This window comes from Cellulomonas algicola, from assembly GCF_019024305.1.
Lineage (GTDB): Bacteria > Actinomycetota > Actinomycetes > Actinomycetales > Cellulomonadaceae > Cellulomonas > Cellulomonas algicola.
In genome coordinates, this window is sequence record NZ_JAHKSJ010000002.1 from 741,715 (window position 1) to 766,133 (window position 24,419).

General features: G+C 73.9%; 19 protein-coding genes, 1 tRNA gene and 1 pseudogene. 13 read left to right on the top strand and 8 right to left on the bottom strand.

The window, feature by feature from the left end; all coding sequences use genetic code 11:
• The first annotated feature begins 7 nt into the window (after positions 1-7).
• Positions 8-1,276 (top strand): MFS transporter, encoded by a 1,269-nt coding sequence (locus KOV94_RS03400; protein ID WP_218051215.1) that lies wholly within the window; start codon positions 8-10, stop codon positions 1,274-1,276.
• 10 nt (positions 1,277-1,286) lie between these two features.
• Positions 1,287-2,393 carry a UDP-N-acetylmuramate dehydrogenase gene (locus KOV94_RS03405; RefSeq protein ID WP_200829859.1) on the top strand — a complete coding sequence of 369 codons (1,107 nt, stop codon included), beginning with the start codon at positions 1,287-1,289 and terminating at the stop codon, positions 2,391-2,393.
• Positions 2,394-2,886: 493 nt separating this feature from the next.
• On the opposite strand, the pseudogene KOV94_RS03410 reads toward KOV94_RS03405, so the two are convergent.
• The 4 genes and pseudogenes from KOV94_RS03410 to KOV94_RS03425 all read right to left on the bottom strand — a co-directional run.
• A pseudogene (locus KOV94_RS03410) lies at positions 2,887-3,900 on the bottom strand (adenosine deaminase); the annotation flags it as partial.
• Positions 3,901-4,000: 100 nt separating this feature from the next.
• Complete coding sequence (locus tag KOV94_RS03415) at positions 4,001-4,684, bottom strand: response regulator transcription factor (RefSeq protein WP_124344594.1); 684 nt, start codon at positions 4,682-4,684, stop codon at positions 4,001-4,003.
• Positions 4,684-6,213 (bottom strand): sensor histidine kinase, encoded by a 1,530-nt coding sequence (locus KOV94_RS03420; RefSeq protein WP_218051216.1) that lies wholly within the window; start codon positions 6,211-6,213, stop codon positions 4,684-4,686. Before KOV94_RS03420 ends, KOV94_RS03415 begins: the two co-directional genes overlap by 1 nt.
• A gap of 173 nt (positions 6,214-6,386) precedes the next feature.
• The gene (locus KOV94_RS03425; protein WP_218051258.1) at positions 6,387-7,616 is read right to left on the bottom strand and encodes a pyridoxal phosphate-dependent aminotransferase; all 1,230 of its coding nucleotides are present in this window, start codon (positions 7,614-7,616) and stop codon (positions 6,387-6,389) included.
• A gap of 225 nt (positions 7,617-7,841) precedes the next feature.
• Here KOV94_RS03425 and KOV94_RS03430 point away from each other — a divergent pair.
• The 5 genes from KOV94_RS03430 (at position 7,842) to rplA (ending at position 10,577) form a co-directional block, all read left to right on the top strand.
• Positions 7,842-7,914: transfer RNA gene (locus tag KOV94_RS03430), tRNA-Trp, on the top strand.
• 124 nt (positions 7,915-8,038) lie between these two features.
• Positions 8,039-8,320: a preprotein translocase subunit SecE gene (gene secE, locus KOV94_RS03435; protein WP_124344592.1), complete on the top strand. Its 282-nt coding sequence runs from the start codon at positions 8,039-8,041 to the stop codon at positions 8,318-8,320.
• An 86-nt stretch (positions 8,321-8,406) separates the two neighbouring features.
• Positions 8,407-9,204, top strand: a complete 798-nt coding sequence (gene nusG, locus KOV94_RS03440; RefSeq protein ID WP_124344591.1) for a transcription termination/antitermination protein NusG — start codon at positions 8,407-8,409, stop codon at positions 9,202-9,204.
• 90 nt (positions 9,205-9,294) lie between these two features.
• Positions 9,295-9,726 carry a 50S ribosomal protein L11 gene (gene rplK / locus KOV94_RS03445; protein ID WP_124344590.1) on the top strand — a complete coding sequence of 144 codons (432 nt, stop codon included), beginning with the start codon at positions 9,295-9,297 and terminating at the stop codon, positions 9,724-9,726.
• Between the two features lie 131 nt (positions 9,727-9,857).
• On the top strand, positions 9,858-10,577 hold the full coding sequence (gene rplA, locus KOV94_RS03450) for a 50S ribosomal protein L1 (protein WP_124344589.1): 720 nt from the start codon (positions 9,858-9,860) through the stop codon (positions 10,575-10,577).
• A 251-nt stretch (positions 10,578-10,828) separates the two neighbouring features.
• Here the strand turns inward: rplA and KOV94_RS03455 are convergent, their stop codons facing one another.
• Together KOV94_RS03455 and KOV94_RS03460 are read right to left on the bottom strand one after the other, a co-directional pair.
• Positions 10,829-11,788 (bottom strand): phosphotransferase, encoded by a 960-nt coding sequence (locus KOV94_RS03455; RefSeq protein ID WP_218051217.1) that lies wholly within the window; start codon positions 11,786-11,788, stop codon positions 10,829-10,831.
• 34 nt (positions 11,789-11,822) lie between these two features.
• Positions 11,823-13,703: a peptidase S32 gene (locus tag KOV94_RS03460; RefSeq protein ID WP_218051218.1), complete on the bottom strand. Its 1,881-nt coding sequence runs from the start codon at positions 13,701-13,703 to the stop codon at positions 11,823-11,825.
• Between the two features lie 358 nt (positions 13,704-14,061).
• On the opposite strand from KOV94_RS03460, the gene KOV94_RS03465 reads away from it, so the two are divergent.
• From KOV94_RS03465 to rplL, 5 genes are all read left to right on the top strand, one after another.
• On the top strand, positions 14,062-14,688 hold the full coding sequence (locus KOV94_RS03465) for an RNA polymerase sigma factor (RefSeq protein ID WP_225915920.1): 627 nt from the start codon (positions 14,062-14,064) through the stop codon (positions 14,686-14,688).
• On the top strand, positions 14,685-15,188 hold the full coding sequence (locus tag KOV94_RS03470) for a carboxypeptidase regulatory-like domain-containing protein (protein WP_124342751.1): 504 nt from the start codon (positions 14,685-14,687) through the stop codon (positions 15,186-15,188). The genes KOV94_RS03465 and KOV94_RS03470 overlap by 4 nt, the downstream gene beginning before the upstream one ends.
• A gap of 7 nt (positions 15,189-15,195) precedes the next feature.
• Positions 15,196-17,805: a CHAT domain-containing protein gene (locus KOV94_RS03475; protein ID WP_124342752.1), complete on the top strand. Its 2,610-nt coding sequence runs from the start codon at positions 15,196-15,198 to the stop codon at positions 17,803-17,805.
• Between the two features lie 362 nt (positions 17,806-18,167).
• The gene (gene rplJ / locus KOV94_RS03480; RefSeq protein ID WP_124342753.1) at positions 18,168-18,698 is read left to right on the top strand and encodes a 50S ribosomal protein L10; all 531 of its coding nucleotides are present in this window, start codon (positions 18,168-18,170) and stop codon (positions 18,696-18,698) included.
• A gap of 87 nt (positions 18,699-18,785) precedes the next feature.
• A complete protein-coding gene (gene rplL / locus KOV94_RS03485; protein WP_124342754.1) occupies positions 18,786-19,178 on the top strand; it encodes a 50S ribosomal protein L7/L12 in 393 nt (130 codons plus the stop codon).
• 128 nt (positions 19,179-19,306) lie between these two features.
• Here the strand turns inward: rplL and KOV94_RS03490 are convergent, their stop codons facing one another.
• Positions 19,307-19,936 carry a hypothetical protein gene (locus KOV94_RS03490; RefSeq protein ID WP_218051219.1) on the bottom strand — a complete coding sequence of 210 codons (630 nt, stop codon included), beginning with the start codon at positions 19,934-19,936 and terminating at the stop codon, positions 19,307-19,309.
• Entirely contained in the window at positions 19,933-20,340 is a 408-nt protein-coding gene (locus tag KOV94_RS03495; RefSeq protein WP_162352745.1) for a DUF4383 domain-containing protein, read from the bottom strand. The genes KOV94_RS03490 and KOV94_RS03495 overlap by 4 nt, the downstream gene beginning before the upstream one ends.
• A gap of 480 nt (positions 20,341-20,820) precedes the next feature.
• On the opposite strand from KOV94_RS03495, the gene rpoB reads away from it, so the two are divergent.
• Positions 20,821-24,327 carry a DNA-directed RNA polymerase subunit beta gene (gene rpoB / locus KOV94_RS03500; protein ID WP_124344658.1) on the top strand — a complete coding sequence of 1,169 codons (3,507 nt, stop codon included), beginning with the start codon at positions 20,821-20,823 and terminating at the stop codon, positions 24,325-24,327.
• Positions 24,328-24,419 lie beyond the last annotated feature (92 nt).

A 24,419-nucleotide genomic window follows, 5' to 3' on the forward strand; every position in this document is an offset into this window, starting at 1 on the left:
AGGAACGATGTCCGACACCCCGACCCAGCCCGACCTGCGTGTCCGGCGGGCGTCGATGGCCGTCCTGGCCGTCTTCGTGCTCAACGGGTTCAACTTCGCGACGTGGGCGTCGCGCCTGCCCGCGATCCGCGACGGCCTGGACTTCTCGCCCGAGAAGATGGGCCTGCTGCTGCTCGTCGGTGCGGTCGGCTCGCTCGTGGCCCTGCCGCTGTCGGGCATGGTCGTCGAGCGGCTGGGCGCGCGGCGCACCGTGCTCGGGTTCGCGATCCTCAACGGCGTCGGCCTCACCGTCGCCGCGCTCGGCGTCGCAGCCGGGCAGGTCCCCGTCGTCGTCGTCGGCATGGTGCTCTACGGCATCGGCACGGGCGTGTGGGACGCCGCGATGAACCTCGAGGGCGCCGCGGTCGAGCAGGAGCTCGGCCGCACCGTCATGCCGCGGTACCACGCCGGGTTCTCGTTCGGGACGGTCGGCGCGGCCGGCGTCTCCGCGCTCGCGGCGCTGCTGCACGTCCCGGTCGCGGTGCACGTGCCGATCGCGGTCACCGCGTCCGTCGTCGTCGTCGCCTTCGCCGTCCGCGCGTTCCTGCCCGCCGGGTCCGAGCACCCGCACGCCGCCACCGACGACTCGGCTCCGCGCGGCGCCCGTGGTGCGCTCGCGGCGTGGCTCGAGCCCCGCACGCTGCTGATCGGCCTCGTCGTGCTCGCCGCCGCGCTCACCGAGGGCTCCGCGAACGACTGGGTCAGCCTCGCGGTCGTCGACGGCTTCGACACCTCGCACGCGCTCGGCGCGCTCGCCTTCGGCGTCTTCGTGGGGGCCATGACGAGCATGCGCTGGTTCGGCACCGCGCTGCTCGACCGGTACGGTCGCGTCGTCGTGCTGCGGCTGTGCGCGGTGCTCGCGATCGTCGGCCTGCTCACGTTCGCCCTGGCCGGCCAGCTGTGGCTCGCCCTGGTCGGCGTCATCGCGTGGGGTGCGGGTGCCGCGCTCGGGTTCCCCGTCGGCATGAGCGCCGCGTCCGACGACCCGCTGCGCGCCGCCCCCCGCGTGAGCGTCGTGTCGACCATCGGCTACAGCGCGTTCCTCGCCGGTCCGCCGCTGCTCGGCCTGCTCGCGCAGCACGTCGGCTACCGCAACGCGCTGCTCGTGATCCTCGTCCCCGTCGTCCTCGGCCTCCTCGTCGTCAACGCGGCCGCGCCGCTCGTGCGCCCGTCGACGTCCGAGCCCTCCGAGCCGGCCGAGCCCGCCGACGCGAAGCGTCCCGACGCCGCGGTCTAGCCTGGGCGGCGTGCAGCACGCGACGACCCCGACGACGACCCCCGCCCTCGCCGACCTCACGACCCTCCGGGTCGGCGGGCCGGCCGCGCGCTACGTCGAGACGACGACGGAGGCGGAGCTCATCGACGTCGTGCGCGCCGCGGACGACGCGGGCGAGCCGTTGCTCGTCGTCGGCGGCGGGTCCAACCTGCTCGTCGCCGACGCGGGCTTCGAGGGCGTCGTCGTGCGCGACGTGCGGACGGGTATCGACGTGCCCGACCACTCCGCGTGCGCGGGCGTGACGTACACCGTCCCGGCGGGCACGCCGTGGGACGAGGTCGTCGAGCACGCCGTGACGCACCGGCTGGTCGGCCTCGAGGCCCTGTCCGGCATCCCCGGCTCGACCGGTGCGACGCCCGTGCAGAACGTCGGCGCGTACGGGCAGGAGGTGTCCGAGACCATCGCGACCGTGCGGGTCTGGGACCGCGGCCGCGGCAAGGTCCGCACGCTCCCGCTCGTCGACCTGCGCTTCGGCTACCGCACCTCGCTGCTCAAGCGCTCGATGCGGCCGACCGCGGCCGACCCCGAGGACCCGCGCGCGCCGTGGGGCCCTACCCCGCGGTACGTGGTCCTCGACGTGACCTTCCAGCTGCGGCAGGGCACGCTCGCGCAGGCCGTCCGCTACCCGGAGCTCGCGCGCACGCTCGGCGTCGCCGTGGGGGAGCGGGCGCCGATCCTCGACGTGCGGGCCGCCGTGCTCGAGCTGCGCGGACGCAAGGGCATGGTCCTCGACGCCGCCGACCACGACACGTGGAGCGCCGGGTCCTTCTTCACCAACCCGATCCTCGACACCGCCGCGGCCGCCGCGCTGCCCCCCGACGCGCCCCGCTTCCCCGCCGGCGACGGTGCGACCAAGACGAGCGCGGCCTGGCTCATCGAGCACGCCGGGTTCGGGCGCGGCCACACCGGACCGGGCGCTGCGGCGCTGTCCGACAAGCACACGCTCGCGCTCACCAACCGGGGCGGTGCGACGGCGGACGAGCTCGTCGCGCTGGCCCGCGAGATCCGCGACGGCGTGCGCACCGCGTTCGGCGTCGAGCTCGAGCCCGAGCCCGTGCTGGTGGGCGTCAGCCTCTGACGTCCAGGGGCGCGCCCTCGGCGTCCGCCGACCCGCCGGCCGTGCCGGCTCGGTCCGCGGACTCCTCGGCCCTGCCGGCTCCGACCGCCGACTCGTCGGCCCGGCCGGCTCCGTTCGCCGACCCGCCGGCCGGGCCGGCTCCGACCGCCGACCCGCCGGCCCGGCCGGCTCCGTCCGCCGACCCGCCGGCTCCGTCCCCCGACCCGCCGGCCCGGCCGGCTCCGTCCGCCGACCCGCCGGCGCCGTCCCCCGACCCGCCGGCCCGGCCGGCTCCGTCCGCCGACCCGCCGGCGCCGTCCCCCGACCCGCCGGCCCGGCCGGCTCCGTCCGCCGACCCGCCGGCGCCGTCCCCCGACCCGCCGGCCCGGCCGGCTCCGTCCGCCGACCCGCCGGCTCCGTCCCCCGACCCGCCGGCCCGTCCGGCGCCGTTCGTCGCGCCGGCCTGACGCTCGGAGCGCGCCGCCGTGCTCCCCGCTGGAGCCTCGCCGTCCTCGCCCGCGAGCCACGCGTCGACCCCCGCGAGCAGCCGCCCGCGCACGCTCTCCGAGGCGCGGCTCGCGAGGATCGACGACCGCGCGAGCGCCGCGAGCTCCTCGTCGGAGAACCCGTGCACGTCCCGCGCCGCCTCGTACTGCGCGACCAGGCGCGACCGGAACAGCAGCGGGTCGTCCGCCCCGAGCGCGACCCGTGCGCCGGCCGCGACGAGCGTGCGCAGGGGCACGTCGCGGTCCGCGCCGTAGACGCCGAGCGACACGTTCGACGCCGGGCACACCTCGAGCGCGACGCCCTCGTCGACGACCCGGTCGAGCACCCGCGGGTCCTCGGCGCTGCGCACGCCGTGACCGAGCCGGTCGGGGCGCAGCGCGTCGAGCACCTCCTCGACGTGCGCGGGCCCGAGCAGCTCGCCACCGTGCGGCACCGCCGCGAGCCCGGCGCGACGTGCGATCGCGAATGCCGGTCCGAACGCCCCGGTGTCGCCGCGCCGCTCGTCGTTCGACAGCCCGAAGCCGACGACCTCGCCGGGACCGTCCCCTGCGTGCCGGGCGGCCAGCCGGGCGAGCGTGCGCGCGTCGAGCGGGTGGCGCATGCGCGACGCCGCGACGACGACGCCCACGTCGACCCCGGACGCCGCACCCGCGCGGCGCGCCTCGTCCAGCACGATCTCCAGCGCGGGCGTCAGGCCGCCGACGAACGGCGCGTACGACGTGGGGTCGACCTGGATCTCCAGACGTCCGGACCCCTCGGCGGCGTCGTCCTCGACGGCCTCCGCGACGATCCGCCGCATGTCGTCCTCGCTCCGTACGCACGCGCGCGCCGCGTCGTACAGCCGCTGGAACCGGAACCAGCCGCGCTCGTCGGCGGGCACGTGCAGCGGGTCGGCGTCGAGCAGGACGGCCGGCAGCCGGATCCCGTGCCGGTCGGCCAGGTCCGCGAGCGTGCCGGGCCGCATCGAGCCGGTGAAGTGCAGGTGCAGGTGCGCCTTCGGCAGGAGGGCCAGGTCACGCATCGGCACAGTGTGCCAGCCGCGGCCGGGTGCTTCCGCCCGCCCGCCGCGCAGCCGCCAGTGCGGACGTCCGCGCACGGACGGCCGTCGCCGCAGCGCCGGCTCAGCCGACCGCGGTCACGTCGACGAGCCGGTAGCCGACACCGCGCACGGTGTCGAAGTGCTCGGCGCCCACCTTGCGCCGCAGGTACCGCACGTACACGTCGACGACGTTCGACCCCGGGTCGAAGTCGTAGCCCCACACGTCCGACAGCAGCCGCTCGCGCGTGAGCACGTCGCCCGGGTTGCGCAGGAACGTCTCGGCGAGGGCGAACTCGCGCGCGGACAGCTCGACCTCCTGGTCCCGCACGCGGATCCGCCGCGTCCGCAGGTCGAGCTGCAGCGGTCCGTGGGACAGCACCGTGACGTCGCCGGACGGCTGCGGCTGCTGCTGGCGCAGGCGCAGGCGCACCCGGGCGAGCAGCTCCTCGAACCGGAACGGCTTGGCCATGTAGTCGTCGGCGCCCGACTCGAGCCCCGTGACGGTGTCGGTGACCGACGAGCGTGCCGTGAGCACGATGACGGGGAGCGCGTGCCCGGCCTCGCGCAGACGGCGCAGCACCTGGAACCCGTCGAGGTCCGGCAGGCCGAGGTCGAGGATGACGAGGTCGACCCCTCCTGCGCGGACGCGGGTCAGCGCGGCGTCGCCGGTCGTCACGGCGGTGGCCTCGTACCCGGCCGTGCGCAGGCCCTTGGCGACGAAGGCGGCGATCCGCTCCTCGTCCTCGGCGATGAGGATGTGCGTCATCAGTGGTGCTCCGCGAGGTCGGCGATGCGGTCGGGGACGGTCGTGTCGCCGTCGACGAGGTCGACGGCGGGAAGGTCGAGGACGAAGACGGCGCCGCGGCTCCCGCGCTCGGGCGGGCGCTCGACGACGACCGTGCCGTGGTGCGCCTGCGCGATGGCGGCGACGATCGGCAGTCCGAGGCCCGCGCCGTTCTGCGACCGGTCCGCCTGGCCGCGGTGGAAGCGCTCGAAGATCCGGCGCTCCTCCGACGCCGGCACGCCCGGACCCTCGTCGCGCACCCACAGCATGAGCCGGTGGCCCACGACCTCGGAGCCGATCCAGACGGTCGACCCCGGGGGCGAGAAGCGGTAGGCGTTCGCGAGCAGCTGGAGCCACGCCTGCGTGATGCGCTGCTCGTCGAGGCTCACGGTGACGTCCGCGCGCGACGTGACGACCCACCGGCGGTCGCCGAGCCCGCGCGCCTTCTCGTGCACGTCGTCGGTCAGCCGCCCGACGTCGGTGGGGGCGAGCCGCACGAAGTCGGGCCGCTCGGCGGTGGCCAGGATCATGAGGTCGTCGACGAGGCGGTGCATGCGGTCGAGCTCGTCGAGCGCGAGCGACTGCGTCGTCCGGACGTCCTCCGGGTCGTCGGGGTCGAGCAGCTCGAGGTGCCCGCGCACGATGGTCAGCGGCGTGCGCAGCTCGTGCCCGACGTCGTCGAGCAGCTCGCGCTGCGAGCCGAAGGCGCGCTCGAGCCGGTCGAGCATCGCGTTCACGGTGTGCGCGAGGTCGCCCAGGTCGTCGTTGCTGCTGACGTTGATGCGCTCCGACAGGTCGGACTCGGTGACGCGCCGCGCGGTGTCCCGCAGCAGCCGCAGCGGGTGCAGCAGGCGTCCGACGACGAACCACGCGACGACCGAGATGCCGAGCAGCGCGAGGATGCCGACCGCCGAGTACGTGAGGAACGTCGTCTGCAGCGTGCGCATCTCGGCGCTGCGGTCGAACGCGACGACGAACAGCCCGAGCGCGGGGTCGCGGTCGACGCGCACCGGCGCGGCCATGAGGCGGTACTCGGTCACGCTCGTGCGGACGGTCTGCACCGTGGGCCTGCTGGTCGAGAGCGACAACCGGCTGAGGTGGTCGATGAGCTCGGTGTCGGTGTCGAGGCGGATCGCGTTCGTCTCCGGCGCGGCCCGCCACTTGAGCCGGCCGGACAGCAGGGCGATCACGCCCTCGTTCTTGCCCGGGACACGGTTGCGCACCGCGACCTCGAGGACGTCCTCGACCGTCTCGACGGGGACGTCCGTCGTCGGGTTCTCCTTCTCGACGACCCGCAGTGCCGACAGCGCACGCGCGAGGGAGTTGTCGATCCGGGCGTCCGTCTCGCGCGACTGCAGCCAGAACGCCGACGCGCCGGCCACGAGCACGGTGAGCGCGGAGAGGACGATCACGGCCGTGAGGATCCGCACGCGGACGGTGAGGTGCGCAGCGGTGAGCGGCGCAGGCGCGGGAGCGCTCCCGCGCGCGCTGCGTGGCTCGTCCGGACGCATGGCGGACAGTATGGACCGGGGCACCGACGGCGCGCAGTACCGGATCAGCAGCGTCACGACCACGAGGGACGGCCCGCGGGCGTGCGCCCTCCGACCGTCAGCGGCGCGTCACCCGTGCCGTCCGGGTCGACGTCGGTGGGTGCGGCCGGGCTGCGCGAGCCCGGCCGCGACGGTCACTCGGCCTCGGCCAGCAGACGCTGGATGCGCGACACGCCCTCGACGAGGTCGGCGTCGGCGAGCGCGTACGACAGGCGCAGGAACCCGCTGGGGCCGAACGCCTCGCCCGGCACGACCGCGACCTCGACCTCGTCGAGGATGAGGCTCGCGAGCTCGGCCGACGTGCGCGGCGTGACGCCCCGGATCGTCCGGCCCAGCAGACCCTCGACGGACGGGTACGCGTAGAACGCCCCCTGCGGCGCGGGCACCTCGACGCCGTCGATCGCCCCGAGCATCTCGACGATGGTGCGGCGGCGGCGGTCGAACGCGGAGCGCATCTCCTCGACCGCGGCCAGGTCGCCCGTGAGCGCGGTGATCGCGGCCCGCTGCGACACGTTCGCGACGTTCGACGTGAGGTGCGACTGCAGGTTCGTCGCAGCGGCGATGACGTCGCGCGGGCCGATCATCCAGCCGACGCGCCAGCCGGTCATCGCGTACGTCTTCGCGACGCCGTTGAGCACGACGCACGTGTCCGCGAGCTCCGGCACGACGCGCACGATCGGCGTGAACACGGCGTGGTCGTAGGTGAGGTGCTCGTAGATCTCGTCGGTGACGACCCAGATGCCGTGCTCGAGCGCCCAGCGCCCGATCTCGGCGGTCTGCTCGGGGGAGTACACGGCGCCCGTCGGGTTGGACGGCGAGCAGAACAGCAGGATCTTGGTGCGCGGCGTGCGGGCGGCCTCGAGCTGCTCGACCGTGACGAGGTAGCCCTGGTCGACGCCCGCGAACACCTCGACGGGCACGCCGCCGGCGAGGCGGATCGCCTCGGGGTAGGTGGTCCAGTAGGGCGCGGGGAGGAGCACCTCGTCGCCCGGGTCGAGCAGCGCCGCGAACGTCTGGAAGACGGCCTGCTTGCCGCCGTTGGTGACGAGCACGTCGGCCGGGCTCACCTCGTACCCGGAGTCGCGCAGCGTCTTCGCGGCGATCGCCTCACGGAGCGTGGGGAGCCCAGCGGCGGGCGTGTACCGGTGGTTCGCCGGGTCCTGCGCTGCGGCGACGGCGGCGTCGACGATGTACGCGGGGGTCGGGAAGTCCGGCTCGCCGGCGCCGAACCCGACGACGGGCCGGCCGGCGGCCTTGAGCGCCTTGGCCTTGGCGTCGACCGCGAGGGTCGCGGACTCGGCGATGGCGGCGACCCGGGCGGACACGCGGGCGCGGGGGGTGGTCTTCTCGCTCACGGGCCCCATAGTGGCAGAGGTCACGCGACGGCGGCCCGGCCTTTCGACCCGTGGCGGGCGCCGGGGCCAGGGTGGCGCGGCGTGCTGCGCGAGCCCTCCGCGGACGTGGTTCGACCCATGCGGTCGCGTCGCGTACAGTGGACCCCCGGCGGTTGACCTTCGCCATGATGAGCCGCGCCCTCGCATCTCCGGACGTGAGGGTACGGAGCGTCATGGAGCGGGTGCGGCCGCCGTAGGGCAGTGGCGCAATTGGTAGCGCAGCGGTCTCCAAAACCGCAGGTTGCAGGTTCGAGTCCTGTCTGCCCTGCGCACACGTCCCGGCTCCCGGCCGGGCGTGAGCAGGATCGCCGGACGGTCCGGCGCGTCGCGTCAGCCGTCCCACCGCCGGGCCGCACGGTCCCGGTGGCCACCACGAGACACAGGGGCCAGACGTGAGCGAAACCGCACCGGCCGCGGCGTCCGACGCCGGGGGCCCGGCGACCGCCCGCGAGCCCAAGTCCGTCAAGGGCGAGAAGAAGCGCGGGCTGTTCGCCCGCATCGCGCTCTTCTGGCGCCAGGTGGTCGCCGAGCTCAAGAAGGTCGTCCGGCCGACGCGCTCCGACCTCATCACGTACACGACGGTCGTCCTCGTGTTCGTGGCGGTCGTGATGGCGTTCGTGACGGTGGTCGACCTCGGGATCGGCCGTCTGACGTTCTGGGTGTTCGGGGGCTGAGCCCTCGCGGCCGCACCGGCCGGCCCACGGTGGCGAGGAGTCTCGCCACCCGCACGCACCCCATGCGGGAGAAAGCAGGTTCGCACGTGTCGCAGGAGTCGCAGGAGCCCACCGGCGCCGAGACGGAGCTCGAGGACGCCCTGGCGTCGGTCGAGGCGGTCGAGGGCGCCGCGGGCGACGAGCTCGCTCCGGCCGACGACGCGTCGACCGACGAGGTCGCCGAGGTCGAGGACGAGGGCGCCGAGGTCGAGGAGTCGGCCGAGGACGCCGAGCCCGACCCCGACGAGGACCCCGTCGCCGCCTTCAAGTCGCAGCTGCGCAGCCAGCCCGGCGACTGGTACGTCATCCACTCGTACGCGGGCTACGAGAACCGCGTGAAGGCGAACCTCGAGAACCGCACGCAGAGCCTCAACATGGAGGACTTCATCTACCAGGTGGAGGTCCCCATGGAGGAGGTCGTCGAGATCAAGAACGCGCAGCGCAAGGTCGTCAAGCGCGTCCGGATCCCCGGCTACGTCCTCGTCCGCATGGAGATGACCGACGAGTCGTGGGGCGCCGTGCGGCACACCCCGGGCGTCACCTCGTTCGTGGGCCACACCCACCAGCCGGTGCCGCTGACGCTCGACGAGGTCTTCTCGATGCTCGCGCCGTCGCTCACCCCCAAGGCCCCCGCCACGGCGGCCGCGGCCACCAAGAGCACCTCGCAGATCCAGGTCGACTTCACGGTCGGCGAGTCGGTCACCGTCACGGACGGCCCGTTCGACACGCTGCCGGCGACGATCTCCGAGATCAACGCCGAGAACCAGAAGCTCAAGGTGCTCGTCTCGATCTTCGGCCGGGAGACCCCGGTCGAGCTGTCGTTCAGCCAGGTCGCCAAGATCTGACGCTGACGCTGCCGCCCCGCACCGTGGGGCGGCACTGCAACCGGGTCATCGCCCACGGCGTCGGCCCACGAACCAGAGAGGGACGGCTTCATGCCCCCCAAGAAGAAGGTCACCGGCCTCATCAAGCTCCAGATCAACGCCGGTGCGGCGACGCCCGCCCCGCCGATCGGCCCCGCGCTCGGTCAGCACGGCGTGAACATCATGGAGTTCTGCAAGGCCTACAACGCGGCGACCGAGTCGCAGCGCGGCAACGTCATCCCCGTCGAGATCACGGTGTACGAGGACCGCTCGTTCACCTTCATCACGAAGACGCCGCCGGCCGCCGAGCTCATCAAGAAGGCCGCCGGGGTCGCCAAGGGCTCCCCGACGCCGCACACCGTGAAGGTCGCGACCCTCACGTCGGCCCAGGTCCGCGAGATCGCGAGCACCAAGCTCGAGGACCTCAACGCGAACGACCTCGAGGCCGCCGAGAAGATCATCGCCGGCACGGCCCGCTCGATGGGCATCAAGGTCGAGGGCTGACGTCCTCACCCCGCCGGTCGGCGTCCGCGCCGACCGGCACCACGCGCCACGAGACCTCGTGACGTGACGAAGTTCAGTGGCAGGGCCCTGTGCGGCCCGACGGACCACGACTGCTGAGAAGAGAGAAGCAGATGGCGAAGCACAGCAAGGCGTACCGCAACGCCGCCGAGAAGATCGAGGCCGGCAAGGTCTACAGCCCGCTCGAGGCCGTCCGCCTCGCGCAGGGCACGTCGACCACCAAGTACGACGCGACCGTCGAGGTCGTCTTCCGCCTCGGTGTGGACCCCCGCAAGGCGGACCAGATGGTCCGTGGCACGGTCAACCTCCCGCACGGCACGGGCAAGACGGCGCGCGTCCTGGTCTTCGCGACCGGTGAGCGTGCCGAGCAGGCCCGCGCGGCCGGCGCCGACGAGGTCGGTGGCGACGAGCTGATCGAGAAGGTGGCCGCCGGCTACACCGACTTCGACTCGGCCGTGGCGACCCCGGACCTCATGGGCAAGGTCGGTCGTCTGGGCAAGGTCCTGGGCCCGCGCGGTCTCATGCCGAACCCGAAGACCGGCACCGTGACGATGGACGTGGCCAAGGCCGTGTCCGACATCAAGGGCGGCAAGATCGAGTTCCGCGTGGACCGTCACGCGAACCTGCACTTCATCATCGGCAAGACGTCGTTCTCCGACGTCAACCTGGTGGAGAACTACGCGGCGGCGCTCGAGGAGATCCTGCGTCTCAAGCCGTCCGCCTCGAAGGGTCGCTACATCACGAAGGCGACCATCTCGACGACGAACGGCCCCGGGATCCTGCTCGACCAGAACAAGACCCGGAACCTGACGGTCGAGGACGACGCCGCCTGAGGCTCGTCCCCCGCGCACGAACGGCGAAGGCCCGGTCCCCCCTGCGGATCGGGCCTTCGCCGTTCTCGTCCCCACCGGTCCTGCCCGGCTCTCCCCGTGCGGGTCACCGTCACCGCTGCTCGTCGGACCGTCCTGCGCCGGGTGGACGCGGACGCTCCCCCCGGCGGTGCCGGGCCCCTGCGGCCCGGACGCCCGAGCCCCGACGCGCGGGGCGGGCGTCCCGACGGGCGCGGCTCGCGACCGCGTACGGATCAGGAGCGGCGCGCGGGCACCGACGTCGTGCGGGTGCGTCCGACCAGCTCGAGCGGTCGGGACCACAGTCCTGACAGCCACGCGCGCTCGTCCTCGCTCGGGTCACGGTCGAGCGTGAGCTGGGCCGTCCACTCGACCGCGGAGGCGAGCGTGCGGGCGACGGCCGTCGCGCGGTTCGGCAGCGCGTCGCCGCCGAGCTCGCGGTACTGGCCGGCGAACGTGGCGACGGGGTCGAGCTGCCACGCGGGGTCGAGCGCCGGACCGAGCGCGAGCGCGAGCCAGTCGAGCGCGGTCGCGACGTCCCACCGCGGGTCCCCGCAGCCGCTGCGGCCCGCGCGCGCGGGTGCCAGCGGACCGTCGGGCGTGTCCCGACCGGCACCGAGCAGCACCGCACGCACAGACCCGCGGGTCCGCGTCACGACGACCTCGTCGCCGGTCGGGTCGCCGTGCACCCACTGCACCGGCAACCACGCGCGTCGGGTCTCCTCGACGGCGCGGCGGATCCCCGGGTGCGCGCGGACCGCCCAGACGGGGCCCGTGTCGCCGGGCAGGTCGTCCAGCCAGTCGGGCAGCGGCTCGGTCAGCACCCAGGGGAGCTCGGCGACGGGCGTCGTCGGTGTCAACGGCGTGCGGTGCAGGCGGACCAGCGCCGCCGCCCACGCGGCGAGCAGCTCGCGCAGGTCGACCCGCAGCGACGGCAGGGGTCCGTGCGCGTGCATCTGCTCGGTCAGGTCCTCGAGCTCGCGGACGAGCGATCGGGCGCCGGTGCCGGGCGCGTCGACGGGGAAGGGCGCGATCGCGTGCCGCCCTGTGGTGCCGTGCGGGCTCTCGTCGGGCTCGGGACCGAGTCCCACGACCTCGGGAGACCGCCCAGCGGCGGCGTGCCGGCCCGCGGACGGCCGCAGCGCGATGACGCGTGCCGTCGGCTGACGGTCGACTCCTTCTGCCAGGACGCTCATGTCGGGCGGTCTCCTCGTGGTCTCGGTCGGGTCGTCAGCGGGTGCGGCCGCGGACGATCGCGGTGACGTAGCCCGCCCAGAACGCCTCGCGCTGACGGCGTGCGGCCTCCGCTCGGACGCGGGCGAGCGCCAGCGCGGCGCGCTGCGGGCCGTAGATGCGGGCGTAGGCCTGCGCGAGCGCCTCGGTGAACGGTTCCGTGAACGGCTCCGTGAACGGCTCCGTGAACGGCTCCGTGAAGGGCTCGGTGAACGGTTCGGTGAAGGGCTCGGTGAACGGGTTCGCTCCGAGGGCCTCGGTGAACGGCTCCGTGAAGGGCTCGGTGAACGGCTCCGTGAAGGGCTCGGTGAACGGCTCCGTGAAGGGCTCGGTGAACGGGTTCGCGCCGAGGGCCTCGGTGAACGGCTCCGTGAAGGGCTCGGTGAACGGCTCCGTGAACGGGTTGGCTGCGAGCGCCTCGGTGAAGGGCTCCGTGAACGGCTCGGTGAACGGGTTCGCGGTGAGCGCCTCGGTGAACGGCTCCGTGAAGGGCTCCGTGAACGGCTCGGTGAAGGGCTCGGTGAACGGCTCGGTGAACGGCTCCGTGAACGGCTGGGCGGCCGCACCGAGCCGGTGCTCCCGCACCTCGCCCGCGCTGGTCGACGCCCGCCCGGCCGCGCCGGACGCGTGGCCCGCCGACGCCCCCGCCGACGCGTCGGACGCGGGGCCGCCGAGCGCCCCGGGAGCCGTCCCGTTCGACGCGGGGCGGGTGCCGTCCGGCGACTGCGGACCGACGGCCCGGCGCCGCCGCGGGCGCCGGTAGGCGGCGGACACGGGCGGGAACAGGCCACCCGCTGCGCGCTGCTGCGCGGCGCGCAGCTGGGCGGCCCGACGCGCGAGCGCCGCCTGGCGGGCGCGCGCGGCGCGGACGGACGCGGGCGTCGCGACGTCGACGCCGAGCGTCGAGAGGACCGCGGCGATGGGGTTGGCGACGGAGAACGACCCGTCGCCCTCACCGGCCCACAGCAGCCCGACGACCTTGCCGTCCTCGTCGACGACGACGGACCCGGAGTCGCCGCCCGCGGAGAACGACGGCTGTCCCTCGTCGGGCTCGACGCGGATCTGGTCCCGCAGGGTGCGCCAGCCGATGCCGGGGCCGAAGTCGACGGACGTCGTGAAGTCGGTGGACACGACACGCCCGGTCCGCAGACCGGTCGTGCGGCCGTGCTTGCGGACGACGGAGCCGTCGACGGCGGGGGCGGAGCCGGTGACCGCGCCGATGCCGACGACGCCCGGCACCCACGCCGCACCGGGCGCGATGGCGACGACGGCGGCGTCGATGCGGTCGGTGAGGGTGCCGCGGACGAGCAGGCCGAACTGGTCCCCGCGCGCGGCGCCGTCCGCGAGCGCGGGCTGCACCCAGCGGCTCCCGACGTCCTCGAGCCCGTCGCCGGCGGCGACGTGCCAGTTCGTGAGGGCGAGCGCGCGGCCGGTGTGCCGCTCGACGACGACGACGCCGAGCGTGCCGTTGACGGACCGCAGCTCGGCGGAGGTCGCGCCCTGGATGGTCACGGGGTCGACGGGGCCGATGCTGATGCCGCCGGCGAGCGGTCGCACGCGTCCGCGCATGAGGGTCGTCACGTCGTCGACGGCCGGGGCCTCGTGGTGCAGGACGACGCGGTGCTCGACGACGTCGGTGGGGACGCCGTCGATGGCGGCGGGGATCCGCTGGTCGTCGTCGAGGTCGGCGGCGTCGAGCTTGCGGGTGACGTGGACGACGATGGCCTGCCGTCCGGTGGGCCGGCCGTCGGACCACTTCTCGCCGATGTCGACGCCGACCACGCCCGGGCGGGCGATGAGCGAGTCCTCGTGGGTGCGCTTCGTCGGGCGGATCTGCTCCCGGCTGAGGGGCTCGGGCGCGCTGTCCTGCTCGGTCATGTCGTGCGTCTCCTCGGTTCGAAGTCCACGGTCCCGGCCCGCTCCGGCGCCGTCGCCGCGGGGGCGGACCGGACGGCGTGAGCTCGGGCGGGTGCTGGCGAGGAGCGCCCGCGGCCTGCCCAGATACACGTCCGGGGAAGAAATCTTGGTGCACGTGTATCTGGTGGCGGGAGCCCCGCTCCTGAGGGTCGACCCCGGCACGGGGGGACGGGCGCTCGCAGGCGCGCGGGACGGGAGCGCACCCGGTCCGCGGCGGAGCCGGTCAGCTGTCCGTGTCGTCCTTGTCGGGGTTGTCCGGGCCGCCCTACTGTGTCAGGGGCGCGGCCGCCCGACGAGGCCAGCCTGTGAGGGGTCCATGATGAGTGACGACCTGGTGGAGCCGGTGGACGCCGCGCTCCGCGAGGGAGAAGGGCTGGCCGACCAGGCCGCCCGGGCCGTGGTCGCGTACCGCGACGGCGACAGGGCGCCGCTGGCGGCGCTCGTGCACGTGATGACGCCCCTGCTGTGGCACACGGTCCGCGCTCAGGGCGTGGACGCGGAGCAGGCGCAGGACATCGTGCAGAACGTCTGGCTGACCCTCGTGCGTGACATCGAGTCGATCCGCGACCCGCGGGCGACGCTGCAGTGGATGCTCGTCACCGCGAAGCGGGCGGCGTGGCGTGCGGTGCGGCGAACCCGCGAGGACCTGGTGCGGCACGAGCAGGACGAGCACGTGACCGACTGGCTCTCGGCCCCGGCCGAGGACCGGCCGGACACCGTCGCGGTGCGCTCCGAGCGGGACCGGGTGCTCTGGGAGCACGTCGGCACGCTGCCGGACCGTTGCCGCCGGCTCCTGGGGCTGGTCGCGCTGGTCGACCGGCCCGACTACACGGTGGTGTCCCGGGCGCTCGGGATGCCGGTCGGGAGCATCGGCCCGACCCGCGGCCGCTGTCTCGCGAAGCTCCGCCTCGCCCTCTCCAACGACCCCGCCTGGAGCATGTCATGAGCACCGACGAGAGCACCCTCGCCCTGGTCGCCGCGGGTTCGCTGGACGTGGCCGACGTGGAGATCCTGCAGCAGCTCGCGTCGCTGGTCGGCGCGTCCGACCCGGTCCCGGCGGGCCTGGTCGACCGGATCGGCATGGCCCTGACGATCGAGGCGCTGCACGCCGAGCTCGCGGAGCTGCACCTGGTCGGCGAGCCGGCGCTCGCGGTCCGTGCGGACGAGACGAGCATCGAGGCCGGCACGATCACGTTCACGACGGACGTGCTCACGGTGATGATCTCCGTGCACCCGGAGGCGGACCGCGTGCGGGTCGACGGCTGGGCCGCACCGGCGAGCGAGCTCTCGGTGGAGCTGCACCAGTCCGGTGACGTGACGACGGTGACGTCCGACGCGGACGGCCGCTTCTCGTTCTCCGACGTCGAGCGGGGCCCCGCGCGGCTCGTCCTGCGGCGACCGGAGGAGCCGCAGGTGCCCATCGTGACCCCGCAGATCGAGCTCTAAGGCACCGATGTCGGACCCGGGCGGCCCGGCGGCCGCCGGGCCGCCCACCGTCGACGTCCTCGCCGAGGCGCTGGTGCGCGCCGAGACCGAGAACGCCGAGGGTCGTCCGACGCGTGCCCGCCGACGCCTGCGCCCGCTGCTGCACGACCTGGAGGCCCTGCCGGGGTCGCCGGACGTCGTGCGGCTGCGGGCGCGCGCGCTCGTCGAGCTCGCGAAGGCGGACTTCGAGACGCGCGGCGCCCCGGGTCCGGCGCTCGACGAGCTCGACGCGATGCTCGTCGAGCACGAGCGGGACCCGGCGCGTGGCTGGGCGGGCCTGGTGCCGGCGGTCGCGGGGCTGCGCGGGCTGCTCGCGCTGCGGGCGGGCCGTCAGCACGAGGCGCTGCACTGGCTCGACGAGGCGGTCGCGTCGATCGACGACGCGGACCCGATCGACGCGTGCCGCGTGCTGCTCAACCGCGGGGTCCTGCACTCGGACATGCACCACGTGTCGTTGTCGCGGGCGGACTACGCGGAGTGCGCGCGGCGCTCGCGGCGCGCGGGCTTCGAGCTGCTGACGTTCAAGGCGGAGCACAACCTCGGCTACCTGGACTTCGTCGCCGGGAACCTGCCGGACGCGCTCGCGCGCATGGAGGCGGCGGCGCGGATCCTGCCGGGGCCGCCCCGGCCGACGGCGCTCCTGGACCGCGCGCGCGTGCTCCTCGAGGCGGGGCTGGTCGGCGTGGCGGACCAGGCGCTCGCGGAGGCGGCGGCGTCGTTCGAGCAGCACCACCGGGTGCGCGACGTCGCGGAGTGCGAGCTGGGCCGCGCGGAGTGCGCGCTGCTGCGGGGTGACGTCGCGGCGGCCCGGAGGTTCGCGGCGTCGGCGGAGCGACGGTTCCGTCGCCGGCGCGAGGACGCGTGGGTCGTGCGGGCGGCGCTGCTGGGGCTGCAGGTCGACGCGGTCGCGTACGCGCAGGCGCCGGCGGACGCGGCGACGCGGGCGCTGTGGGCGGGCCTGTCGCGCAGGGCGGGCCGGCTGGAGGCGACGTGCCGGGCGTCGGGCCGCACGGCGTGGGAGGTCGGTGCGGCGTACGTGCGGATCGAGGCGGACCTGGCGCGCGGCGCGCTCGACGACCCGGAGGCGCTGCTCGAGCAGCTCGGCACGGTGCGGGGGAGCGACCCGATCTCGGTCCGGCTGCACGGCCGCTGGATCCGCGCGAAGCTCGCGCAGGCGGCGGGGGACCGGGCGAGGGCGGCGCGCTTCGTGCACGCGGGGCAGCGAGACCTGGCCCTGCACCGGTCCCGGTTCGGGTCGCTGGACCTGCGGACGGCGGGCGCGGTGCACGGGCGGGCCCTCGCGTCGCTCGACGTCGAGCTCGCGCTGTCGACGGGCCGCGCGACGGCGCTGCTGGACGCGGCGGAGCGGATCCGCGCGGTGATCGGCGGGACGCCGCGGGTCAACCCGCCGAGCGACCCGGAGTCGGCCGCGCTCCTGTCGCAGCTCCGACGGCTCATCGACGACAGCCGCGGCGTCATCGGCCGCGCGAGCGCGGACCCGCAGCGGGCGCGCGCGTTCCGGGAGGCGCAGCGCCTCAAGCACGAGATCCTCGCGCGCTCGTGGCACGAGCGGGGCGAGGCGGGTGACGAGCGTCCGGGGCGTGCGTCGGAGGTGCGGCGCCTGCTCGCCGGGCGGCCGGGCAGCACGCTCGTGGACATCGGCGTGCACCGGGGTGAGCTGCTCGCGGTCGCGGTCACCGCGCACCGCACCGAGCTGCACCGCCTCGGGCCGGCCGCGGAGCTGTCCGAGCTGGTGCGCCGCGTGCACGCGGACCTCGAGGTCACCGCGAACCCGCTGGTCCCGGTCGAGCTGCGCGAGGTCGCGCAGCGCGCGCTGCGGCACGGGCTCGCGGCGATGGAGGCTCGGCTGGCGCCGCTGCTGGGCGCCCCCGACGAGCTCGTCGTGGTCGCGACCGGCTGGCTCGCGGCGCTGCCGTGGTCGATGCTCGCGGCGCGCGCCGGCCTGCCGACCGTCGTCGCCCCGTCGGTGCACCACTGGGTCCGGTACACGGGGACGGTCGGCGCGATGCCGGGTCGTGTGACCGCCGCGGCGGGTCCGGGCCTGCGGCACGCCGACGACGAGGTGCGCGAGGTCGCGGCCCTCTGGCCCGACGGCGAGGCGGTGGTCGGCGCCGACGCGACGGTCGCGCGCATGATCGCGCTGCTCGGGTCGCCGGGCGTCGTGCACCTGGCCGCGCACGGCCGGCACGAGCCCGACAACCCGCTGTTCTCGTCGGTCCGCCTCGCCGACGGTCCGCTCTTCGCGCACGAGCTCGACGCGGGTGCGCAGACACCGGACCTCGTGGTGCTGTCGAGCTGCGAGGTCGGCCGCGCGTCGGTGCGGGCGGGCGGTGAGGCGCTCGGCATGGCGAGCGTCCTGCTGCGTCGCGGGGTCGGCTGCGTGGTGGCGGCGATCGCCCCGCTGCCGGACGAGACGGCGATGCGCGTGATGACGCGGACGCACGTGCTGCTGCGCGAGGGGGCTCCCGTGGCGCGCGCGGTCGCGACCGCGGTTGCGGAGGACGCCGACCGCACGGGGACCGTCGCGCCGCTCATGTGCTTCGGTGCACCGGTCTGACCCCGCGTGACGGTGCGACCGGACCCGGCGTCCTGACCGACCCGGCGTCCTGACCGACTCGGCGTCCTGACCGACCCGGCGCCCTGACCGACCCGGCGCCCTGACCGACCGGGCGACCGTGCGGCGCACGCGATTTGGGTGGCGCGGGGGACGTGTCGTAGTCTTATCGGGCCCAAGACCGCCGGTCGTCGGCGTCACGTTCCGTGACCTCGACCGAAGTCCCGCAGCAGCGGAGGCCAGCGCAGGTGAGAGTTCCCCGACGGACCGGCCCCGCCGCGTCCTGACGTCGAGCCCCGCGCCTGCGCGGGGCTCTTTCGTTTGTCGGGGTGCAGACCGGTGGCACCACCATCGGAAGGATTGCCATGGCGAGGCCGGACAAGGCAGCCGCTGTCGCAGAGCTCACGGACCGGTTCCGTGAGTCCAACGCGGCCGTGCTGACCGAGTACCGCGGGCTCACCGTCGCGCAGCTCAAGCGGCTGCGCAAGGCGCTCGGCGGTAACGCAACCTACGCCGTGGTGAAGAACACGCTGACCGCGATCGCGGCCAAGGAAGCCGGCCTGACGGGCCTCGACGACGCGCTCAAGGGCCCGTCGGCGATCGCCTTCGTCACCGGCGACCCGGTCGAGGCCGCGAAGGGTCTGCGTGACTTCGCCAAGGCGAACCCCGCGCTGGTCATCAAGGGCGGTGTCCTCGACGGACGCGCCCTGACCGCCGCGGAGGTCACCAAGCTCGCGGACCTCGAGTCCCGCGAGGTGCTCCTGGCCAAGGCGGCCGGTGCGATGAAGGCCAAGCTCTACCAGGCTGCCTACGTCTTCACCGCGAACACCGCCCAGGCCGCCCGTGTCATCGATGCCCTGCGCCAGAAGCAGGAGTCGGAAGGCGCAGCCGCCTGACCCTCGCGGTCACGCGTCGCGCACACCCCCACATCTGCTTCGGCAGCCGGCACGGCTGACCGGGCACCCGACGAAAGGAACGCCATCATGGCGAAGCTCAGCACCGACGAGCTCATCGAGCAGTTCAAGGGCCTCACGCTGATCGAGCTCTCCGAGTTCGTGAAGGCCTTCGAGGAGGTCTTCGAGGTCACCGCCGCCGCCCCCGTCGCCGTCGCCGCGGCCCCCGCCGCCGGTGGCGCGGGCGCCGAGGCCGAGGCCGAGGAGGAGAAGGACTCGTTCGACGTCGTCCTCGAGGCGGCCGGCGACAAGAAGATCCAGGTCATCAAGGAGGTGCGCGCCCTCACGTCCCTCGGTCTCAAGGAGGCCAAGGACCTGGTGGACGAGGCCCCCAAGGCCGTCCTGGAGGGTGTCAACAAGGAGGCCGCCGAGAAGGCGAAGGCGCAGCTCGAGGGCGCCGGCGCCACGGTCACCCTCAAGTGATCTGACTCCGGCCCGGTCCTGCGACCGGCAGCCGGAGGCGCACTGCACGACGAAGGCCGCACCCCGTCGAGGGGTGCGGCCTTCGTCGTCCCCCGGCGCGGTACGACGGGGAGGCCGGGGGAGCGGCCTCAGGGGTGGCCGGCGTGCCCGCCGAGACCGGGCAGGTCGGGGAGCCCGTGCGAGCCGTGCGGCTGCGCGTGCGCGCCCGCGTCGGTGGCGGCGAGCGCCGGGACCGTGACGACCGCGACGAGCCCCGCGCCGACGACGAGCGCGGCGAGCTGCACGAGCGCGCCCACGGGCGCCCGCCTGCGCGCACCTCCGTCGCGCGCGAGACGCAGCCCGCCCGCGACGAGCAGCGCCGCGCCGACCTGCAGCCCCGCGACCGCGGCGTCGGCGTGCCCGAGCGGCTCGCCCGTCGTCGGCTGGACCACGAGCCAGCCCGCACCGCCGACGAGCAGCACCGCCAGCGCGGCACGCGGCAGCGGCACGGGCCCGCGCAGGGCCGCGCACGCCCAGACGAGCTGCGCGAGGCCGAGCACGACGGCCGCGACCGCGACGACGGGTGCGTGGCCCATGTGCTCGGCGCCCAGCGCGACGAGGACCAGCCCGGCGCCGAGCGTCGCGTCGGCGGCCCCGACGCGCAGCACGACCGCGGCGGGGGACTCGACCGCCACCCGGTCCGGGGCGTGCGCGCCCGCGACGCGCCCCAGCCCCCCGGCAGCGGGCCGGGCGGCGAGGGCGGCGGACGCGGTCGTCATGCGGTCGCCCGCGCCGAGGCGGTGCGGTCGGCGCCGAGACCGACGCCGAGCAGCAGGACCGCGCTCGCGAAGTGCAGCACGTTGTCGGCGCCATTGAGGGCGAGGATGTTCGCGCCGCTGCCGACGAGGAACAGGCCGAGGACGCCGACGAGCAGGTAGACGGCGCCGACGCCGGTGTTGGCGGCGCGGGACGCGGCGACCGAGGAGCGTGCCGCGAAGAACAGCACGGCGCCGATGAGCAGGTGGACGATGTTGTGCAGCGGGTTGACCTCGAAGAGGATCAGCGGCTCGCCCTCGGTCGACGCGAAGCCGACGCCCGACGTCACGAAGAAGCCGGCGACGCCGACGAGCAGGTAGACGGCTCCGAAGACCGTCCCGACGATGCGGTTGGGGGACTGCGACATGGCTGCCTCGTTCCCGGGGCGCGTGGCCCCGCCCGGGCGGTCCCGCGGGACCGCGTGCGATGTGGTGCGAGGGGGGTTCGCAGCCGACGGCGCGCCGGATGGGTCGAGGGATGCCGGGGGCGGGTCGGGTACAGGGCGGGTGGTCGTACGCCCGCTCTCACCTGCTCCGCTTTCGCGGTCAGGGTGACGTGTGCCACCATGTGCCGCGACGACAGCGTGGTCGTCGACGCGGGCGAGTCGCCCGCGTGAGCGAGAAGCCGGGACGGCGTCGACGACGACGCGGAACCCGGCCGACGCCGGGTGGACTTTCCCATGCCGGTTGAGTATGCTAGCGCTTTGCGCTGGCCTGTGCCCGCGATCCCGTATAACCCGAGCAGTGGACGTCGTACGTGCGCGACGGTTCCGCAGCTCGCACGGCCGGGGGATCGCGCCCCGCCTGACCTGCGCAGCGTGCACACGATCCGCAGGGAAGGACCCCTCTTGGCTGCCTCGCGCACCCCTTCTGCACCGACCGCTGACGCCATCGCGAACCGCACCGCATCCCGTCGTATCTCCTTCGCCAAGATCCACGAGCCGCTCGAGGTCCCCGACCTGCTCGGCCTGCAGACCGAGAGCTTCGACTGGCTGCTGGGCAACGAGCGCTGGCAGGCCCGCGTGGCCGCCGCGCTGGAGAACGGTCGTCAGGACGTCCCCGAGACCGCCGGTCTCGAGGAGATCTTCGAGGAGATCTCGCCGATCGAGGACTTCGGCGGCTCCATGTCCCTCTCGTTCCGCGAGCACCGCTTCGAGCCGCCGAAGTACACGGCCGAGGAGTGCAAGGAGAAGGACTTCACGTACGCCGCGCCGCTGTTCGTCACCGCGGAGTTCGTCAACTACACGACCGGTGAGATCAAGAGCCAGACGGTCTTCATGGGCGACTTCCCGCTCATGACCGAGCGCGGCACGTTCATCATCAACGGCACCGAGCGCGTCGTCGTCTCGCAGCTCGTCCGCTCGCCGGGCGTCTACTTCGAGCGCCAGGCGGACAAGACGTCCGACAAGGACATCCTCACCGCCAAGGTCATCCCGAGCCGTGGTGCGTGGCTCGAGTTCGAGATCGACAAGCGCGACAACGTCGGCGTCCGCGTCGACCGCAAGCGCAAGCAGAACGCGACCGTCCTGCTCAAGGCGCTCGGCATGTCCGAGGCGGAGATCCGCGAGGAGTTCGCGGCGTACCCGGCCGTCATCGAGACGCTCGAGAAGGACCACGTCCAGACGCAGGACGAGGCGCTGCTCGACCTCTACCGCAAGATCCGCCCGGGCGAGCCGCCGACCGTCGAGGCCGGCCGCGCGCTCATCGAGAACTTCTACTTCAACCCGAAGCGCTACGACCTCGCGAAGGTCGGCCGCTACAAGCTGAACAAGAAGCTCGGCCAGGACGCGCCCCTCGCGGACTCCGTCCTGTCGCTCGCGGACGTCGTCGCGACGATCAAGTACCTCGCGTCGCTGCACATCGACCTGCAGACGCTGCCCGGCACGCGTGCCGGCGAGGCGATCGACGTGCGCGTCGAGACCGACGACATCGACCACTTCGGCAACCGTCGCATCCGTGCGGTCGGCGAGCTCATCCAGAACCAGGTCCGCACGGGCCTGTCCCGGATGGAGCGCGTCGTGCGCGAGCGCATGACGACGCAGGACGTCGAGGCGATCACGCCGCAGACGCTGATCAACATCCGCCCCGTCGTGGCCTCCATCAAGGAGTTCTTCGGGACGAGCCAGCTGTCGCAGTTCATGGACCAGAACAACCCGCTCGCGGGCCTGACGCACAAGCGTCGTCTGTCGGCCCTCGGCCCGGGTGGTCTGTCGCGCGACCGCGCCGGCATGGAGGTCCGTGACGTCCACCCGTCGCACTACGGCCGCATGTGCCCGATCGAGACCCCTGAGGGTCCGAACATCGGTCTGATCGGCTCGCTCGCGTCGTTCGGGCGGATCAACCCGTTCGGCTTCGTCGAGACGCCGTACCGCAAGGTCGTCGACGGCCGCGTCACGGACGAGGTGCACTACCTCACCGCCGACGACGAGGACCGCCACGTCATCGCGCAGGCCAACGCGCCGCTCGAGGCCGACGGCACGTTCGAGGAGGACCGCGTCCTCGTCCGCGTCAAGGGTGGCGAGATCGAGTACGTCACCGGCGAGAACATCGACTACATGGACGTCTCCCCGCGCCAGATGGTGTCGGTCGCGACGGCCCTGATCCCGTTCCTCGAGCACGACGACGCGAACCGCGCCCTCATGGGTGCGAACATGCAGCGCCAGGCCGTGCCGCTGGTCCGCTCCGAGGCGCCGCTCGTCGGCACCGGCATGGAGCGTCGTGCGGCGGTCGACGCGGGCGACGTCATCGTCGCGACGAAGCCGGGTGTCGTCACCGAGGTGTCGGCCGACCTCATCGTCGTCGCCAACGACGACGCGACCACGTCGACGTACCGCGTGGCGAAGTTCCGCCGCTCGAACCAGGGCACGTCCTACAACCAGCGCGTGCTGGTCGAGCAGGGCGCGCGCGTCGAGGTCAACTCGGTGCTCGCCGACGGCCCGGCGACGGACGAGGGCGAGCTCGCGCTCGGCCGTAACCTGCTCGTCGCGTTCATGTCGTGGGAGGGCCACAACTACGAGGACGCGATCATCCTGTCGCAGCGCCTCGTGCAGGACGACGTCCTGTCCTCGATCCACATCGAGGAGCACGAGGTCGACGCCCGCGACACGAAGCTCGGCCCCGAGGAGATCACGCGGGACATCCCGAACGTCTCCGAGGAGGTCCTTGCGGACCTGGACGAGCGCGGCATCATCCGCATCGGTGCCGAGGTCGCGGCCGGCGACATCCTCGTCGGCAAGGTCACCCCGAAGGGTGAGACCGAGCTGACCCCCGAGGAGCGCCTGCTCCGCGCGATCTTCGGCGAGAAGGCGCGCGAGGTCCGCGACACGTCGCTCAAGGTGCCCCACGGCGAGTCCGGCACGGTCATCGAGGTGCGCACGTTCAGCCGTGAGGACGGCGACGAGCTGCCCGCCGGCGTGAACGAGCTGGTCCGCGTGTACATCGCGCAGCGCCGCAAGATCACGGACGGCGACAAGCTCGCCGGCCGTCACGGCAACAAGGGCGTCATCTCGAAGATCCTCCCCGTCGAGGACATGCCGTTCCTCGCGGACGGCACGCCGGTCGACGTCGTGCTCAACCCGCTGGGTGTGCCCGGTCGTATGAACGTCGGGCAGGTCCTCGAGACGCACCTCGGGTGGGTCGCGAAGCAGGGCTGGGACATCGAGCTGGCCGAGGGCGACGTGCAGTGGAAGGAGGGCGTGCCCGCGGTCGCGGCCTCGTCCCCGGCCGGCAACCCGGTCGCCACGCCGGTCTTCGACGGTGTGCCGGAGGAGACCCTCACCGGTCTGCTCGGCTCGACGCTGCCCAACCGTGACGGCGACCGGATGGTCCAGCCCGACGGCAAGGCCCGGCTCTTCGACGGCCGCTCCGGCGAGCCGTTCCCGGACCCGGTCGCGGTCGGCTACATGTACATCCTCAAGCTGCACCACCTGGTCGACGACAAGATCCACGCGCGCTCGACCGGCCCGTACTCGATGATCACGCAGCAGCCGCTGGGTGGTAAGGCGCAGTTCGGTGGTCAGCGGTTCGGCGAGATGGAGGTGTGGGCCCTCGAGGCGTACGGCGCCGCCTACACGCTGCAGGAGCTCCTCACCATCAAGTCCGACGACGTGCCCGGCCGCGTCAAGGTGTACGAGGCGATCGTCAAGGGCGAGAACATCCCCGACTCGGGCATCCCGGAGTCCTTCAAGGTCCTCCTCAAGGAGATGCAGTCGCTCTGCCTGAACGTCGAGGTGCTGTCGTCCGACGGCGTCTCGATCGACATGAAGGAGAACGACGACGAGGTCTACCGCGCCGCGGAGGAGCTCGGCATCGACCTGTCGCGTCGCCCCAACGCCAGCAGCATCGAAGAGATCTGACGACGAGCCTGTCGCGGGCGGCCCCGCCGCCCGCGACAGCGCCCGCACCCCATGCACCATTTCCGTCCGCCGGGCCTCACACGGACCCGGCA

What these genes read in the sequence shown, in the direction of transcription:
- KOV94_RS03495 (WP_162352745.1), bottom strand. Translation starts at nt 20,340, where the DNA reads ATGTCGCAGTCCCCCAACCGCATCGTCGGGACGGTCTTCGGAGCCGTC.
- KOV94_RS03475 (WP_124342752.1), top strand. Translation starts at nt 15,196, where the DNA reads ATGTCGGACCCGGGCGGCCCGGCGGCCGCCGGGCCGCCCACCGTCGAC.
- rplK (WP_124344590.1), top strand. Translation starts at nt 9,295, where the DNA reads ATGCCCCCCAAGAAGAAGGTCACCGGCCTCATCAAGCTCCAGATCAAC.
- rplJ (WP_124342753.1), top strand. Translation starts at nt 18,168, where the DNA reads ATGGCGAGGCCGGACAAGGCAGCCGCTGTCGCAGAGCTCACGGACCGG.
- KOV94_RS03465 (WP_225915920.1), top strand. Translation starts at nt 14,062, where the DNA reads ATGAGTGACGACCTGGTGGAGCCGGTGGACGCCGCGCTCCGCGAGGGA.
- KOV94_RS03400 (WP_218051215.1), top strand. Translation starts at nt 8, where the DNA reads ATGTCCGACACCCCGACCCAGCCCGACCTGCGTGTCCGGCGGGCGTCG.
- KOV94_RS03415 (WP_124344594.1), bottom strand. Translation starts at nt 4,684, where the DNA reads ATGACGCACATCCTCATCGCCGAGGACGAGGAGCGGATCGCCGCCTTC.
- KOV94_RS03455 (WP_218051217.1), bottom strand. Translation starts at nt 11,788, where the DNA reads ATGAGCGTCCTGGCAGAAGGAGTCGACCGTCAGCCGACGGCACGCGTC.
- KOV94_RS03420 (WP_218051216.1), bottom strand. Translation starts at nt 6,213, where the DNA reads ATGCGTCCGGACGAGCCACGCAGCGCGCGCGGGAGCGCTCCCGCGCCT.
- KOV94_RS03470 (WP_124342751.1), top strand. Translation starts at nt 14,685, where the DNA reads ATGAGCACCGACGAGAGCACCCTCGCCCTGGTCGCCGCGGGTTCGCTG.
- rplA (WP_124344589.1), top strand. Translation starts at nt 9,858, where the DNA reads ATGGCGAAGCACAGCAAGGCGTACCGCAACGCCGCCGAGAAGATCGAG.
- KOV94_RS03490 (WP_218051219.1), bottom strand. Translation starts at nt 19,936, where the DNA reads ATGACGACCGCGTCCGCCGCCCTCGCCGCCCGGCCCGCTGCCGGGGGG.
- rplL (WP_124342754.1), top strand. Translation starts at nt 18,786, where the DNA reads ATGGCGAAGCTCAGCACCGACGAGCTCATCGAGCAGTTCAAGGGCCTC.
- KOV94_RS03460 (WP_218051218.1), bottom strand. Translation starts at nt 13,703, where the DNA reads ATGACCGAGCAGGACAGCGCGCCCGAGCCCCTCAGCCGGGAGCAGATC.
- KOV94_RS03425 (WP_218051258.1), bottom strand. Translation starts at nt 7,616, where the DNA reads ATGGGGCCCGTGAGCGAGAAGACCACCCCCCGCGCCCGCGTGTCCGCC.